The following is a 16,029-nucleotide window of genomic DNA, read 5'->3' on the forward strand; positions in this document are numbered from 1 at the left end:
GCCCTATTCCCTGTTTACAGGCATAGCCTACACAAAAAGACGGTCGACATGAAATCATGTCAACCGTCTTTCAGTATCTATGCAGGATTATCCGATCGATCCTTCCATCTCAAACTTGATGAGACGGTTCATTTCGACGGCATATTCCATTGGCAATTCTTTCGTGAACGGCTCGATGAAGCCCATGACGATCATTTCCGTCGCTTCTTCTTCCGAGATTCCGCGGCTCATGAGGTAGAAGAGTTGCTCTTCTGACACTTTTGAGACTTTCGCTTCGTGCTCGAGTGAGACTTGGTCGTTCAAGATCTCGTTGTACGGGATCGTGTCCGACGTCGACTGATTATCCATGATGAGCGTGTCACATTCGATGTTCGAACGTGCGCCTTTCGCTTTACGACCGAAGTGGACGATTCCGCGATACGAGACTTTTCCGCCTTGTTTCGAGATCGACTTCGAGACGATTGACGACGACGTGTTCGGTGCGAGGTGAATCATTTTCGCGCCCGCGTCTTGGTGCTGCCCTTTACCGCCGAGAGCGATTGAGAGCGTCATACCGCGTGAGCCTTCACCTTTCAAGATGACGGCCGGGTATTTCATCGTGAGTTTCGAACCGATGTTGCCATCGATCCATTCCATCGATCCACCCGCTTCACAGACAGCACGCTTCGTGACCAAGTTGTAGACGTTGTTCGCCCAGTTCTGGATCGTCGTATAGCGGCAATATGCGTCTTTGTTGACGAAAATCTCAACGACCGCTGAGTGAAGTGAGTTCGTCGTGTAGACCGGTGCTGTACATCCTTCGACGTAATGGACAGAAGCGCCCTCGTCGACGATGATGAGCGTCCGCTCGAACTGACCCATGTTCTCCGAGTTGATGCGGAAGTAAGCTTGGAGCGGTTGCTCGAGCTTCACGCCTTTTGGTACGTAGATGAACGAGCCACCTGACCAAACAGCCGAGTTGAGTGCCGAGAACTTGTTATCCGTCGGCGGAATCAATTTTCCGAAGTACTCACGGAAGAGGTCTTCATCTTCTTTGAGCGCCGTGTCTGTATCTTTAAAGATGACACCTTTCGCTTCAAAGTCTTCTTGCATGCTGTGATAGACGACTTCTGACTCGTACTGAGCCGAAACGCCTGCCAAGTATTTTTGCTCCGCTTCCGGGATTCCGAGCTTGTCAAACGTACGTTTGATTTCTTCAGGAACCTCGTCCCACGAGTGCTCTGTCTTTTCAGACGGTTTGACATAGTAAGTGATCTCATCGAAATCGAGTGCCGTGAGATCGCCGCCCCATGTCGGCATCGGCATTTTGCGGAACTGTTCGAGTGATTTCAAGCGGAACTCGAGCATCCATGCCGGTTCTTCTTTCATGCGCGAGATCGTCTCTACGATTTCATTCGTCAAGCCGCGGCCTGAACGGAAAATCGAGATGTCTCGGTCATGGAAGCCATATTTATAATCGCCAATGTCAGGCATGTTTTTCGCCATATCGGTCTCCTCCTTCTACTTACGCTTCCTCGTCGACTCCCTTTTCAAGCGCTTTCCACGCGAGCGTGGCGCACTTGATGCGAGCCGGAAACTTTGAGACGCCAGACAACGCTTCGATGTCGCCTAGGTCGAACGTGTCTGTATCGTAATCTTTCCCTTGGACCATCTCCGAGAAGATGGTGGCCAATTGGAGTGCCTCGTCAACAGACTTGCCCTTCACGATTTGAGTCATCATCGATGCCGACGCGAGACTGATTGAACAGCCTTCACCTTCGAACTTGGCATCTTTCACGATTCCGTCCTCGACTTGGAGTTGGAGTCGGAGTGAATCCCCGCATGTCGGGTTGTTCAAGTCGACCGTCACGCCATCTTCGATGACGCCACGGTTTCTTGGGTTTTTATAATGATCCATAATGACCTGTCGGTACAACATGTCGAGATTGTTAAAACTCATAATTGAAATACTCCTTCGTTTGACGTAGCCCTTCGATGAAGCGGTCGACTTCTTCTTTCGTATTGTACAAGTAGAAGCTCGCGCGGGCTGTCGATGATTGCTTCAGGAGACGCATGAGCGGCTGAGCACAGTGGTGGCCGGCCCGGACCGCGATGCCTTGCATATCCAATACGGTCGCAAGGTCGTGGGCGTGCACGTCACCTAAGTTGAACGTGACGAGTCCGACACGTTCCTCTGGCCCGTAAATCTCAATGCCTTCAATCGTCCGCATCTGTTCGATGGCGTACGTCGCGAGCGCCCGTTCGTGGGCTTCGACGTTCTCGAGACCGAGGTCTTCTAAAAAGTCGATGGCCGCTGCCAAACCGACGGCGCCGGCGATAATCGGCGTCCCCGCTTCGAACCGGTACGGGATGTCTTTCCACGTCGACTCATACAAGTCGACATAGTCGATCATCTCACCACCGAATTCGACCGGTTCCATGTGTTTGAGCAACTGCTTCTTCCCATATAAGACGCCGATCCCGGTCGGACCGAGCATCTTATGGCCAGAGAAGGCGAGGAAGTCGCAATCGAGTGCTTGCACGTCAAGTTTCCGGTGTGGTGCGCTTTGCGCCGCATCGACGACCATGACCGCCCCTTTTTCATGGGCGAGCTTCGCCACGTCGGCGATTGGGTTGATCGTGCCGAGCACGTTCGAGACGTGACTCATGGCGACGATTTTCGTCCGGTCCGACAAGACGGCACGGACCGCGTCGAGCGTGACCCGACCGTCCGGCGTCAATTCGACGTAACGGAGTGTGGCCCCTTTACGCTTGGCGAGCTGTTGCCACGGAATCAAGTTCGCGTGGTGCTCCATCGGCGTGAGGACGATCTCGTCCCCCGCTCCGACGTTGGCATCCCCGTAGCTTGACGCGACGAGGTTAATCGCCGTCGTCGTCCCGCGTGTGAAGATAATCTCTTCTGGGACGGCGGCGTTGATGAATGAACGGACGCGCTCCCGCGCCCCTTCATACGCATCCGTCGCGTGCGTCCCGAGCGTATGGACGCCCCGGTGCACGTTCGAGTGGATGCGGCGATAGTAATCCTCGATCGCCTCGATGACAGCAAGCGGCTTTTGGGAGCTCGCCGCACTGTCGAGATAGACGAGCGGATGACCGTTGATTTCCTGATCTAAAATCGGGAACTGTTTACGAATCGAGGCATCGATCATCTTAACGTACTTTCCCTTCGATGACTTCACGGAGACGGTCTTTGACCGACTCGATCGCGAGCTGCTCGACGACCGGGTTCAAGAATCCGTGAATGATTAACCGTTCGGCTTCTTTACGTGACAAACCACGGCTCATCAAGTAGTAGAGCTGCACGTCGTCGACGCGTCCGACCGAAGCGGCGTGACCTGCCATGACGTCGTCCTCATCGATGAGGAGGATCGGGTTCGCATCCCCACGTGCCTTTTCAGACAACATGAGTACACGTTCCGTTTGAACGCCGTTCGATTTCGAAGCGCCATGGTGAATCATCGATGTTCCGCTGAAGATGGCCGTGGCCGAATCTTTTTGGACACCGTGAATCAAGATGAACCCTTCTGAAGACTTCCCGAAATGGTCCGTCCGGATGTTGAAGTTTTGCTTCTGTGCGCCACGACCGATCGTGACGGCTTTCGTGTCTGAGAACGTGTTGTCCCCGACGAGGTGCGTTTTCGTTTCGACAACCGAGTTGCCGTCGTTCATGTGTCCGAGCGCCCATTCGAGGCGTGCGTTCTCATAGACGACACCGCGGCGGTTCATGAACGAGAGGGCCGACTCAGCAAGCTGATCGACACCACCGAAGACGACTTTCGCGTTCGCGGCAGCGAACACTTCTGTCACGGCGTTGACCGTGTGCGGCTCGTTCGTGTTCGAGAGGAAGCTCTCGACGTACGTCAATTCACTGCCTTCGTCTGCGACGATGATCGTGTGGTGATAGAGCGCACCGTTCGCTTGTTCCATCGTGAAGATGGCTTGAAGCGGATCTTTTAATTGTACGTTCTTCGGTACGTATAAGAACGCACCGCCGTTCATGAGGGCAGCGTTCAACGCAGACAAACGTTCTTCGTCCACGCGGACACCTTCCGTCATGAAGTACTTCTCGACGAGCTCTGGATGTTGTTCCATTGCTTCGTTGATGCCCATGAAGAGGACACCTTCTGGCGTCGCAAGTTCGTTGTAGACGACATGACCGTTGCGTTCAACGAGCACGTTTGTACGGTGGTCTCCAAGAAGTGCTTCGATTTCAGGCGTCAAGCCGTCGTGCTTCGTGAGCTCGACGTCTCCAGAGACGAAGTCCCATTTATCAATCTTGATCTTTTCAACTTTTGGCAAGGCGAGGGTCGGCGCAAGTTCTGCTGCTTCTTTGCGACGGTTGACCATCCATGAAGGTCCACCGAGCGCCTCTGCACGTGCCGCTACTGCTTGTGCATCCAATTCAAATTGTACGGTCATCGTACAGCCTCCTTACGCTTCTGTGTCTACTGTCATTCCAAGATCTTGCTTCACCCAGTCGTAACCTTCTGCTTCGAGTCGTTGTGCAAGTTCTTTGCCACCTGACATGACGATTTTCCCGTCCATCATGATGTGAACAAAGTCTGGCTCGATATAGTTGAGGAGACGCTGATAGTGCGTGATGATCAAGCAGCCGAACTCTTCTGAACGCATTTCGTTGACGCCTTTGGCGACGACTTTGAGCGCATCGATGTCAAGACCCGAGTCGATCTCATCGAGGATGGCGATGTTCGGTTTGATCATCATCATCTGAAGAATCTCGTTACGTTTTTTCTCTCCACCTGAGAAACCTTCGTTCAAATAGCGGTGTGCCATTTCTGAAGGGATTTCAAGGACGTCCATCTTCGCATCGAGTTCACGGATGAACTTCATGAGTGAGATTTCTTGGCCTTCTTCACGGCGCGAGTTGATTGCTGAACGTAAGAAATCGGCATTTGTGACACCACTGATTTCAGCAGGATACTGCATTGCGAGGAACATTCCGGCTTGCGCGCGCTCGTCGACTTCCATGTCGAGTACGTCTTCGCCGTTCAAATCAACGCTTCCGCCTGTGACTTCATACAATGGATGACCCATAAGTGCCGATGCGAGTGTAGATTTACCCGTTCCGTTAGGACCCATGATGGCGTGAATTTCGCCACCTTTAATTTCAAGATTAAGACCTTTGACGATCTCTTTTCCTTCGATTGAGACGCGGAGGTCATCAATTTTCATGTGTGGTACGTTAGACATTCGGATACCCCTTCCGTTTTCTCGCCATTTTTGGCGTAGATTAGATATATTCTAATCTTAATCTAGGCAATTTTTTATTTCAAGCGACTCACCTTATTATTCATTCTCAATAAAACATAAATGTTGAGAATGAGAATATCGGGAAATCAAGACTTTATCCAACTTTTTCCTCGATTAAGGCTAAACTTGCTTTTCGTTCTTTCAAGGCGCCGGCGAAGAAGAAGGCGCCGCATGCCGTCAATACGGCCAAACTTCCAAACACTGGCAACGCTGCATTGTCGAATCCATCAAGCAACACTCCCCCGATGACGGGACCAATCGTCTGACCGAGCGCCGTCAAACCCATCGCCCCGAAATACGTCCCACGCAGGTGAGCCGGTGCCAATTCGTCCGTCAACACGTCCGTCATCGTGAACATGAGCACTTCGCCAACCGTGAAGATGACCATCGCGATGAACAATACCCACGTCTCGGTCGCGAAGCCGATTAGGAGGAGTCCCGACGACAGCGTGGCGACACCAAAGAAGAGCGACTTGATCGGTGACACCCGCATCCCGAACCGCATAATTGGATACTGGACGACAAGGACGGTGATCGCATTGACCGTCAACAGATAGGCGAACAAGCGCGAGCCGTCACTGAAGCCGTCATGGAAAGCGATGAACTGCGGCAACGTCGCATTGAACTGACTATAGCCGATGATGGCAAAAATCATCCCGATGATGACGAAGCGGAACGTCTTATCTTGTTGTAACACACGGAACGTCTCCGTCAAGCGCGGCCGGACTTTGACGCCGTCCCCTTCCTCGAACGGATACTTTCGGAACAGCGTCGAGATGACGAGTCCGTACATCACGTAAACGCCCGTCACGACTAAGAAGGCGCTCTTTGCGCCGGTGAGCGACAAGACGACTGCGAGCAATGGTCCGATTGCCGCCGCAATGTTGATTAAAAAGTAACGGACGTTATAGACGATGACGCGCTGGTCCGGCTGCGTCGTATCACTGATGAGGGCGCGGGACGCCGGTTCGAGGAACGACCGTGACACGCCCATAAGTACCGAGAACATATAAAACCAAAATAACTCTGTCACGAGTGCGAAACCGCTGAACGTCAAGGCGTTCAAGACGATGCCGATCAGCATCAACTGTTTGCGCCCATAGCGATCGGACAGCGTCCCCCCGAAAAAGCTCATGAACAACCCCGATAGCGCCGAGATGGCGAACACCGTCCCGATCACGCTCGCCGAGAAGCCGAGCGTCGCGAGATAAATCGCAAAAAACGGCATAACAAAAAATGTCGACAGCCGGGCAAAAAATGTGCCAAACAAGACACCCAGCGTCAGCGGATGAATGTGTCGTATGTTCATCCGGATCCCCCCTTTTCCTACATATATGTAGTGTACTTCTATTGGTGAACCAAAACTACTGCAAATAAAAAAGGCCCGGGATAGCCCGGGCCTTGACGAAATTATTGTTTGACCGGTACGACTGCACCTTTGTACTCATCCAAAATCCACTGTTGTGTCTCTTCTGACGTGAGGACTTCAAGGAGTGCTTTGACGCGCTCATCATCTTCGTCGCCTTCACGTGTGACGATCAAGTTGACGTAAGGTGAATCTTCGCCTTCGAGAGCGATTGCGTCTTCGAGTGGGTTGAGGCCGGCATCAATCGCGTAGTTCGTGTTGATGAGGACCGCGTCCCCTTCACCGTTGTTGAACGCTTGCGGGAGAAGTGCCGCTTCGACGTCCGTCTTGAACTCCAAGTTTTTCGGGTTGTCGACGATGTCTGAAACCGTCGCGTCCGTTGTCTTGCCTTCCGCGAGTGTGAGCAAGCCTTCAGATTGAAGCATCGTGAGGATACGTCCGTGGTCAGCGACCGACGAGCTCATGATGATTTCAGCGCCTTCTGGAAGCTCATCGAGTGACGCGTAATCTTTCGAGTACACACCGATCGGCTCAATGTGAACGCCGCCAGCTGAAGCGAATTTGTAGTCTTTGTTTTCAGCCATTTGTGACTCGAGGTACGGTTCGTGTTGGAAGTAGTTCGCGTCCAATTCACCGTCTGCGAGCGTCTTGTTCGGGAGGACGTAGTCTTGGAACTTCTTGATTTCGAGCGTATAGCCCTTCTCTTCGTATTCGTCTTGGACGTGCTCTAAAATCTCAGCGTGTGGGACGTTTGATGCGCCGACGACAAGTGTCTTGTCATCGCCTGAACCTGATTCTGAATCCCCGCCGCCACAAGCCGCGAGAATCGTAAGTGCTGAAGCTGCCGTTAAACCGAGTACTGTTTTCCATGATTTCATTATAAAACCCCTCCAAATTTTCTATTTAGATTAAGCGGAACGCTTATCGATTACAGATACGAGTCGATCGCCGATGAATTGAATGACGAAGACGATGACCAAGATTAAGACGGTCGCGACGAACGTGACGTCACTTTGTGAACGCTGGAATCCTTCGAGGAACGCCAAGTTCCCGAGTCCTCCACCGCCGACGACCCCTGCCATCGCCGTGTAACCGACGATCGCGACGATCGTGACCGTGATGCCTGACACGATGGCCGGCAATGCTTCTGGGAACAACACTTTATAGACAATCTGCCATTTTGTCGCACCCATCGACTCAGCCGCCTCGATGACGCCGCGGTCGACTTCGCGAAGCGCGAGCTCGACCATCCGCGCATAGAACGGGGCCGCACCGATGATAAGTGCCGGCAGTGCTGCCGTTGACCCGAGCATCGTCCCGACGACGAGTAACGTGAACGGGATGAGCAAGATAATCAAAATGATGAACGGGATTGACCGGAAGATGTTGACGACCGCGCTGATTACCGTGTAAATCGGACGGTTCTTCATCATGAGCGGCTCGTTCGTGACATATAACAGCATCCCGAGGGCGAGACCGATGACGAACGTCGCGGCTCCGGCGACGAGCGTCATATAGAGCGTCTCCCACGTCTGTTCTAACATGACTTGCCAATCTACATTAGGAAACATCGCTTTCTACCTCCACTTCCACTGCCTGTGATCGGATTGAGGCGATGGCCCGCTCGACTTCAGCCGGCTCTCCGATCAATTGGATGAATAATGTCCCGAGGGCACCGACTTGTGACTGCGTCACGTTTCCGCCGATGATGTTGAAGCCGATGTCATGCTGCTTCAACACTTCCGACAGGATCGGTTGTTCGGCCGTCTCGTTCAAGAATTTGAGCTTGACGATTTGACCGCTCGGATAACGAGCTTTCAAATGTTCGAACGTGAGCGACATGTCTTCGACCGCGCCGATCTGTTTGACGAACTCTTTCGTGATCGGCTGTTCCGGGTGTTGGAACACGTCGGCGACTTGCCCGGTCTCGACGACCTTTCCGGCCTCCATGACGGCGACACGGTGACAAATCTTTTGGATGACGTGCATCTCATGGGTGATGAGGACGATTGTCAAACCGAGTTTCTTGTTGATGCTGACGAGCAGTTCGAGAATCGAATCCGTCGTCTTCGGGTCGAGTGCGCTCGTCGCTTCATCGCAGAGGAGCACTTCTGGATTCGTAGCGAGCGCACGGGCTATCCCGACTCGCTGCTTTTGGCCGCCTGATAGTTGTGACGGATAGCTGTCTTCTCGTCCGGCGAGGCCAACGAGTTCGACGAGTTCATGGACGCGGCGTTTGCGCTCGCTCGCCGGTACCCCGATGAGCTCGAGCGGGAAGCTGATGTTCTCAGCGACCGTGCGCGACCATAATAAGTTGAAGTGTTGGAACACCATCGAGACGTTTTTACGTACCCCGCGCAGTTCCTTCGGCGTGAGCTTCGTCAGCTCGCTGCCGGCGACCACGATTTCACCGCTTGACGGTGCCTCGAGTCGGTTGAGCAAACGGATGAGCGTCGACTTCCCCGCCCCTGAATATCCGATTATTCCAAAAATTTCGCCGCTTTCGATCGTAAGCGACACATCATCGACCGCCTGGACCCGACCGTTTTTCGTGTCGAACCATTTGGCCACATTGCGTAATTGAATCAATCCATTTCCCTCCTGACAACAAAAAAAGTACGCACGTTTGAGCAAACGTGCGTACTTTATCGTACGGACAACGATTGCTCTCATCTTCCAAGGTATACACCTTGCTGGAATTAGCACCATTTCGGATTGCTCCGCGGTTGCTGGGCGTCATAGGGCCAGTCCCTCAGCCTCTCTTGATAAGAGTGGTTGCGTATTTGATTAGCTTTATCATAGCGACACATTATTTTCATGTCAAACTATTTTTTTCAGCAAAATAAAAAAAGGTGCCATCCGAGGATGACACAGAACGTAGCACCTTGAGTCACTGAAGGACAACCCATAGATGAACCTCTTTTGCCCGATCAGAGCATTCATCCTTATATGGGGGATTTTTACCCAACCATCACTCGGTCTTCGAACGGACCATGCAATTACGCGACCGGTGCCCCGACGCTTGATTTTTTTGGGGGACAATCGAAGGGAAGGTCCACCTGAAATCGCGTAAGCTCATGCAGCGGTTGTTCGAAAACGTCTTGATGACGGGAAAATCTCGTCCTATGTTGTGTTCAAGTAAGATGTTGTAATGAATATATCATTCGTGAACTTTCTGTGTCAACTGATTATTTAAAATTTTCAGATTATTCTAATCATCCTATCTCACTTAACGAAAGATAGGACGTGCTGGACGTTTTGAAATGCGTACAAACGATCGCGAACTTGGCCATTCTCCAGCTTCAATAGCGCCGGAACGCTCATGACCTGATACGCCTCGAGTTCGTTCGGGATAAAGTTGGCATCGCGTTTTTCAATCTTCAATTCTGGGTCGACCGCCTCGACGACCGAGAGCATCCGCTCGGCCACGGCGCATGTACCGCACATTGGGGCGTATATATATAAGAATCCGTCTGTCATCATTTTGCTCACCTCTCTTCTAAGTATATGAATCCGGGCCAATCGGTTCAAAAGTTGTGCTCAAATGGAAAATTCTGAACATTTCAACATTTCTTGTTGACGCTCGGCAGAAAGAGGCATAGTATGGTCATTAACTTTATCGCTTTTGTACATAACAGCAAACCAGTAGAAAAGGACAGGTGAATCCCCAATGACGGAAGAGAAGCTTACCGGAAAACAATTTTTAATGAACGTCTTGAACGGCCTCAGTCTTGCCATTCTCATCGCCCTCATCCCGAGCGCTTTGCTCGGTGAATTAACGAAAGCCATCTTGCCGTATTTTCCGTCCTTGCAGTTCATCTTAGATGCGACGACGATTGCGATGCGCCTCTTACCGGTCATCATCGGTGTCGCTGTCGCCATGCAGTTCGGACGATCGGCGCTCGAGGCCGGGACGATCGGCATCGCGACTCAGGTCGGAAGTGGCGCCATCCGCATCGAGGAAGGCGCGTTCCTCATGGCCGGAATCGGTGACGTCATCACGGCCGGTGTGACGGCCGCTCTCGCGACGTTCCTCGTCATGCAGTTGTCGCCACGCCTGAAGACATACACGGTACTCGTCTTGCCGATGACGGTCATCGTCGTCGCGGGAGGCATCGGCGCGTTCCTACTCACTTACATCTCACAGATTACGACGTACGTCGGAACGATCATCATGACGATGACTGAACTGCAACCGATCGTGATGGGCATGTTAATCGCGATGGCGTTCTCGCTCATCATCGTATCGCCAATCTCGACGGTCGGAATTGCCACAGCCATCAGCCTGTCTGGTGTCGCTGCCGGGGCCGCCAACCTTGGCGTCGTCGCTGCCGGCTTCGGTCTCGCCATCGCTGGCTGGCAGATGAACGCGACCGGAACGTCGATCGCCCACTTCCTCGGCTCACCGAAGATTCAAATGGCGAACTTCGTCCGTCGTCCGATTATGATGTTGCCGGTACTCGCCAATGCGGCCATCCTTGGAGCGCTCGCAGGTATCCTTCGGATTGAAGGCACACCAATCAGTGCCGGATTCGGCGTCTCGGGTCTAATCGGTCCGGTCAACGCCTTGCATTTGATGCCGGGAGGATTCGCGCTCTGGAACGTCATGCTCGTCGTCGTCTTATTCGGGCTCATCCCAATCACACTCGGGATTCTGTTCTATCGTTTGTTCAACCGGACGTCGCTCATCGAGCCTGATCATTACCGTCTCGACTTCGATTAATCAAAAAAACCCGGCTTCTCGTAAAGAGAAACCGGGTTTTGTTTAGCCTTGAATCATCGCTTCGTATTCTTCGGCTGACATGAGCTTGTCGACGTCTGACGCGTCGTTCAACTCGACTTCGATCATCCAAGCGCCTTCGAACGGTGCTTCGTTGACGAGTTCTGGTGAATCGGCGAGTGATTCGTTCACCGCTGTGATTTTCCCAGAGATCGGTGCATAAAGCTCCGAAACCGTCTTGACCGATTCAACCGAACCGAACGGCTCGTCGAGTAAGATTGTGCCACCGACTTCAGGAAGTTCGACAAAGACGATATCCCCTAGTTCGCTTTGTGCGAAATCCGTGATCCCGATGCGGGCGACGCTTCCATTCACTTCAACCCATTCGTGCTCTTTTGAATAACGTAGATTGGCAGGTACTTTGCTCATCTTAACTTCCCCCTCAAATGAATTAGACTCACACGAGTATTATAGCACTTCGCCCCAAACGTCTGTAAACGACTTTTCTGAAAATCCGACAGTTGATTTTTGACCATCTGTCACGATTGGGCGCTTTAAAAGCATACCATTGCTCGCAAGAAGCTCGAGTTGTTCGTCTTCTGACAGATTTGGTAGCTTGTCCTTGATGCCTTCGTTCCGATACACTTGTCCGCTCGTATTGAAGAACTTCTTGAGCGGCAGGCCCGACTGTTTCCATAGCTCAGCCAACTCGTCTTGCGACGGCGTCGCCTCGACGATATGGACATATGTATAGTCGATGCCGTTCTCTTTCAACCACTTCTCTGCTTTTTTACACGTACTGCATGGCGGATAGCCATATAGTGTCACCATGTTCATCACCTCTCCTGTTACTGTAGCATATTCCGCTTCAACCCTTCACGCTTCAAGCAAGCGCACAATCTCTCGCTTCAGCGTCGGATTGACCGGATGGTGCGCCTCGATGTGGCCGAGGATGGCCGCGGCCGCCTCGACCGATTTTCCGTATCCGGGGAGCCACTCCTCAAGACGTGCGACGAGCTCCGGATGCGTCACTTCGACCCGACGTGTCGGGTTGAACGGGTCACTCGTCTCGCCATACGCGATTAACACGTTGTTGACAGCCGCGATTTGAATCAGTTCGAAGCCGGCGAGCTGTTCGCCGCGCCGTTCCCTGAGCAGTCCGACGTATAGGTTCGTCAGTGCCTCCTCGTAGCGATGTGCGGCGTCTGAAGGGCGTGTGACAAGCTTCGGCGTCGCGAACGTGTCGAGCGCCTCATCACGCTGCCAGACGACACGTCCCGGCGTATAGGCGATGCCAGGCATCTCCACGATCTCGAACACGGCAAACTCGGCGTAAATGCCGTCCTCATACATGACCTTGTGCCCGTCTTTCGTGTTTTGGAACTGGTACGCCAACGGCTCGACCGCGAGCCAGTCCAAGTTGTCGATGAAGCGGGCCTTATGCCCGTCCTCGACGATCAAAAAGAAATCGAGGTCCGAATAGTCGTCGAGCCGATCCATCTCAAGTCCGATTGAACCGAGTGCGAGCAGCATGAGCGTGCCCTCATGCTTGGCGACCGAGCGGCCGATCGCATCCATCCGTTCTAATAAGTCATCTCGTTTCATGCGTATCCCCTCCTTCGTCCATTGTATCGTCCGCAGACAGCAAAAAGAAAGGGTCGACCGCGTCCGGCCACCCTTTCTCTCGCTTGCTTAGACGATGAACTTGTTCGCTTTGATGAGGCTCGCTGCGACTTCGCGCTTCGTGCCGATGACGTTGATCGGCTGATAGCGGCTGAACTTCTTCATCGCCGACAAGAGCATGCGCTGCTCGTCGCCCGATGCGGCCGCATACAAGACTTCTTTCGCCATGAGTTCGACTTGTTTGAACACTTGCTCGGCGAAGATTTCTGTATAGCGAACTTTCTGCTGGTTCTTCTCAGCGCCTGTGCGGGCGATGGCTTTCTCCGTCCGCGCGATGGCCGCTTCAAGCGCATAGATGGCGCTGATGATGTCGGCAATCTTCGCAAGGATTTCTTGCTCGTTCTGGAGGGCCTGCTGATATTTCTGGACGGCCGTTCCGGCAATCATCAAGTTGATTTTCTTCATGTTCGACAGAAGCATCTTCTCACGTGCGAGCGGCGACCCGTCAAGTTCTTGTGGCATGTAGCTCATGAGCTCTTTTTGGAGCTTCTGTGCTTCGGCGAGGAGCGGCAAGTCGCCTTTCATCGCTTTCTTAAGGAGCGTGCTCGGTACGATTAAGCGGTTGATTTCGTTCGTTCCTTCGAAGATGCGGTTGATGCGTGAGTCACGGTACAAGTTCTCGACTTCATATTCAGTCATGAAGCCGTAGCCGCCGTGGATTTGGACCGCTTCGTCGACGACGTAGTCGAACGTCTCCGAGGCGAACACTTTGTTGAGTGAACATTCAATCGCGTATTCGGCGATGGCTTGGGCAACTTTCGAACCGTCACGCATGTTGTCATCGCCTAGCGCGTCGAGGCTGTCTTGGAACAGACCGCCCGTCCGGTAAACCGAGCTCTCCATCGCATAAATGTTCGCGGCCATCGTCGCAAGTTTCTCTTGGATGAGCGGGAACTGACTGATCGGCGTCTTGAACTGTTTGCGCTCGTTCGCGTACTGGACCGAAAGATCGAACGCACGTTTCGACGAACCGACCGCACCGACCGCAAGTTTGTAACGACCGACGTTCAAGATGTTGAAGGCGATGACGTGGCCTTTGCCGATTTCTCCAAGGAGGTTGTCGACTGGGACTTCGACGTCTTCTAAGATGAGCGTCCGTGTCGATGAGCCTTTGATGCCCATCTTCTGTTCTTCGGCGCCTGTCGAGACACCGTTGAAGTCACGCTCGACGATGAAGGCGCTGAACTTGTCGCCGTCGATTTTCGCGTAGACGACGAACACGTTCGCGAAACCGGCGTTCGTGATCCATTGTTTTTCCCCGTTCAAGACGTAGTGCGTGCCGGCCTCGTTCAAGACGGCCGTCGCTTTCGCACCGAGCGCGTCCGACCCTGAGCCTGGCTCTGTGAGCGCGTACGCGGCAATCCATTCACCGGTAGCGAGCTTCGGCAAGTACTTATGCTTTTGCTCTTCTGTCCCGAAGAAGACGATCGGGAGCGTCCCGATGCCGACGTGGGCGCCGTAGCTGAGGGCGAATGAACGCGCTTTGGCGAACCGCTCTGTGATGATCGATGACGAGATTTTATCGAGCTGATAACCGCCGTACTCTTCTGGCACGTCCGCGCCGAGGAGGCCGAGCTCGCCCGCTTCTTTCAACAGTTCGACCGAGAGATCGAACTCGTGTTTCTCGATACGTCCAAGGACAGGCATGACACGGTCGTCGACGAAGCTCGCCGTCGTGTCGCCAATCATCTTGTGCTCATCTGAGAAGTCTTCCGGTGTGAACAAACGATCTGCGTCGAGTGCGTCGATGACGAAGCTACCGCCTTTAATCAATTCGTGTTCTGTACGTTCCATTGTCAATTCCCCCTTATAGTAATTCGAAGACGCCAGCAGCACCCATACCGCCACCGATGCACATCGTCACAACCCCATACTTTTCATTGCGTCGTTTCATCTCATGCAAGATCGAGACCGCGAGTTTCGCGCCCGTGCAACCGAGCGGATGCCCGAGAGCGATCGCGCCGCCGTTGACGTTCACTTTCGACGGGTCAATCCCGAGTTCACGGATGACGCCGAGCGATTGGCTCGCAAACGCCTCGTTCAATTCAAACAATCCGACTTCTTCCAACTTCACGCCGGCCATCTCGAGCGCTTTCGGAATGGCGACGACTGGTCCGATGCCCATCACTTCCGGACGGACACCGCCGACCGCGAACGAGAGGAATTTCGCCATCGGTTTCAAACCTTGACGTTCGGCTTCTTCGCGCTCCATGACGAGCACGGCCGCTGCGCCGTCTGACACTTGTGACGCGTTCCCCGCCGTCACTGAGCCCTTGATTTTAAACGCCGGACGCAGTTTACCGAGCGCCTCGAGCGTCGAGTCGGCACGGACGCCTTCGTCATGTTTGACGACGAATTCACGTTCCGCGACTTTCCCGTCTTCGCCGAGCACTTGCTCGACGACCGTGACCGGGACGATTTCTTCTTCAAACTTGCCGCCCGCAATCGCTGCCGCCGCTTTTTGGTGGCTGTCGATCGCGAACAAGTCTTGGTCTTCACGCGAGATGTTATATTCAGCCGCGACACGTTCTGCCGTGTGCCCCATGCTCATATAGTATTCCGGAGCCGTCTCCATGATTGTCGGGTTCGGACGGATGACGTGTCCGCCCATTGGGACGAGACTCATCGATTCCATACCACCAGCGATGACCGCCGTCGCTTGACCAATCATGATTTTCGCTGCCGCGTCGGCGATGGCTTGCAAGCCTGACGAGCAATAACGGTTGATCGTGATGGCCGGTACTTCGTGCGACAAGCCACCCCGGACGGCCGCGTAGCGGGCGATATTCATGCCTTGCTCCGCTTCCGGCATGGCGCATCCCATAATGACGTCGTCGATTGGTCCCGTGTAGCCAGACCGCTCGAGCGTCGCTTTAATCGCATGACCCGCGAGTTCGTCCGAGCGAACGTTTCGGAACGAACCGCGTTTTGCTTTTCCGACCGGCGTCCGTGCGCCGGCCACGATGACTGCTTCTCTCATCTGTTAAGT

The 16,029-nt window shown here is 53.4% G+C and carries 16 protein-coding genes and 1 riboswitch; of the genes, 1 reads left to right on the top strand and 15 read right to left on the bottom strand.

The window, feature by feature from the left end; all coding sequences use genetic code 11:
* Positions 1–87 precede the first annotated feature (87 nt).
* The 10 genes from sufB to KNP80_RS02380 all read right to left on the bottom strand — a co-directional run bounded on the left by sufB (position 88) and on the right by KNP80_RS02380 (position 10,120).
* Positions 88–1,485 carry a Fe-S cluster assembly protein SufB gene (gene sufB, locus KNP80_RS02335; protein ID WP_214831971.1) on the bottom strand — a complete coding sequence of 466 codons (1,398 nt, stop codon included), beginning with the start codon at positions 1,483–1,485 and terminating at the stop codon, positions 88–90.
* Positions 1,486–1,504: 19 nt separating this feature from the next.
* Positions 1,505–1,939 (bottom strand): Fe-S cluster assembly sulfur transfer protein SufU, encoded by a 435-nt coding sequence (gene sufU / locus KNP80_RS02340; protein ID WP_024372279.1) that lies wholly within the window; start codon positions 1,937–1,939, stop codon positions 1,505–1,507.
* Positions 1,929–3,149, bottom strand: a complete 1,221-nt coding sequence (locus KNP80_RS02345; protein WP_128122090.1) for a cysteine desulfurase — start codon at positions 3,147–3,149, stop codon at positions 1,929–1,931. The genes sufU and KNP80_RS02345 overlap by 11 nt, the downstream gene beginning before the upstream one ends.
* Position 3,150: 1 nt before the next feature.
* Positions 3,151–4,419 (bottom strand): Fe-S cluster assembly protein SufD, encoded by a 1,269-nt coding sequence (sufD, locus tag KNP80_RS02350; protein WP_214801377.1) that lies wholly within the window; start codon positions 4,417–4,419, stop codon positions 3,151–3,153.
* Between the two features lie 12 nt (positions 4,420–4,431).
* Entirely contained in the window at positions 4,432–5,193 is a 762-nt protein-coding gene (gene sufC / locus KNP80_RS02355) for a Fe-S cluster assembly ATPase SufC (RefSeq protein ID WP_114166887.1), read from the bottom strand.
* Between the two features lie 172 nt (positions 5,194–5,365).
* Complete coding sequence (locus tag KNP80_RS02360; protein WP_214831973.1) at positions 5,366–6,580, bottom strand: MDR family MFS transporter; 1,215 nt, start codon at positions 6,578–6,580, stop codon at positions 5,366–5,368.
* A 101-nt stretch (positions 6,581–6,681) separates the two neighbouring features.
* The gene (locus tag KNP80_RS02365; RefSeq protein ID WP_029595094.1) at positions 6,682–7,515 is read right to left on the bottom strand and encodes a MetQ/NlpA family ABC transporter substrate-binding protein; all 834 of its coding nucleotides are present in this window, start codon (positions 7,513–7,515) and stop codon (positions 6,682–6,684) included.
* Between the two features lie 30 nt (positions 7,516–7,545).
* Positions 7,546–8,208, bottom strand: a complete 663-nt coding sequence (locus KNP80_RS02370) for a methionine ABC transporter permease (RefSeq protein ID WP_021065492.1) — start codon at positions 8,206–8,208, stop codon at positions 7,546–7,548.
* Positions 8,198–9,226, bottom strand: coding sequence for a methionine ABC transporter ATP-binding protein (locus KNP80_RS02375; protein ID WP_214833513.1), 1,029 nt, complete (start codon positions 9,224–9,226; stop codon positions 8,198–8,200). The genes KNP80_RS02370 and KNP80_RS02375 overlap by 11 nt, the downstream gene beginning before the upstream one ends.
* A 77-nt stretch (positions 9,227–9,303) precedes the next feature.
* Positions 9,304–9,409: riboswitch (SAM riboswitch) on the bottom strand.
* 453 nt (positions 9,410–9,862) lie between these two features.
* Entirely contained in the window at positions 9,863–10,120 is a 258-nt protein-coding gene (locus tag KNP80_RS02380) for a thioredoxin family protein (RefSeq protein ID WP_021065490.1), read from the bottom strand.
* 187 nt (positions 10,121–10,307) lie between these two features.
* On the opposite strand from KNP80_RS02380, the gene KNP80_RS02385 reads away from it, so the two are divergent.
* The gene (locus tag KNP80_RS02385) at positions 10,308–11,360 is read left to right on the top strand and encodes a PTS sugar transporter subunit IIC (protein WP_214717659.1); all 1,053 of its coding nucleotides are present in this window, start codon (positions 10,308–10,310) and stop codon (positions 11,358–11,360) included.
* A 42-nt stretch (positions 11,361–11,402) separates the two neighbouring features.
* Here the strand turns inward: KNP80_RS02385 and gcvH are convergent, their stop codons facing one another.
* From gcvH to KNP80_RS02410, 5 genes are all read right to left on the bottom strand, one after another.
* A complete protein-coding gene (gcvH, locus tag KNP80_RS02390; RefSeq protein ID WP_021065488.1) occupies positions 11,403–11,786 on the bottom strand; it encodes a glycine cleavage system protein GcvH in 384 nt (127 codons plus the stop codon).
* Positions 11,787–11,825: 39 nt separating this feature from the next.
* Positions 11,826–12,188 carry an arsenate reductase family protein gene (locus KNP80_RS02395; protein WP_214717661.1) on the bottom strand — a complete coding sequence of 121 codons (363 nt, stop codon included), beginning with the start codon at positions 12,186–12,188 and terminating at the stop codon, positions 11,826–11,828.
* Positions 12,189–12,233: 45 nt separating this feature from the next.
* Positions 12,234–12,962, bottom strand: a complete 729-nt coding sequence (locus tag KNP80_RS02400) for a hypothetical protein (RefSeq protein WP_251128813.1) — start codon at positions 12,960–12,962, stop codon at positions 12,234–12,236.
* An 87-nt stretch (positions 12,963–13,049) separates the two neighbouring features.
* Entirely contained in the window at positions 13,050–14,834 is a 1,785-nt protein-coding gene (locus KNP80_RS02405; RefSeq protein ID WP_214751791.1) for an acyl-CoA dehydrogenase family protein, read from the bottom strand.
* A 13-nt stretch (positions 14,835–14,847) separates the two neighbouring features.
* A complete protein-coding gene (locus tag KNP80_RS02410; protein ID WP_021065484.1) occupies positions 14,848–16,020 on the bottom strand; it encodes an acetyl-CoA C-acetyltransferase in 1,173 nt (390 codons plus the stop codon).
* Between the last annotated feature and the right edge of the window lie 9 nt (positions 16,021–16,029).

Origin of the sequence: Exiguobacterium sp. E4787 (assembly GCF_018618375.1) — a bacterium.
In the GTDB taxonomy this organism is placed as follows: domain Bacteria; phylum Bacillota; class Bacilli; order Exiguobacteriales; family Exiguobacteriaceae; genus Exiguobacterium; species Exiguobacterium chiriqhucha.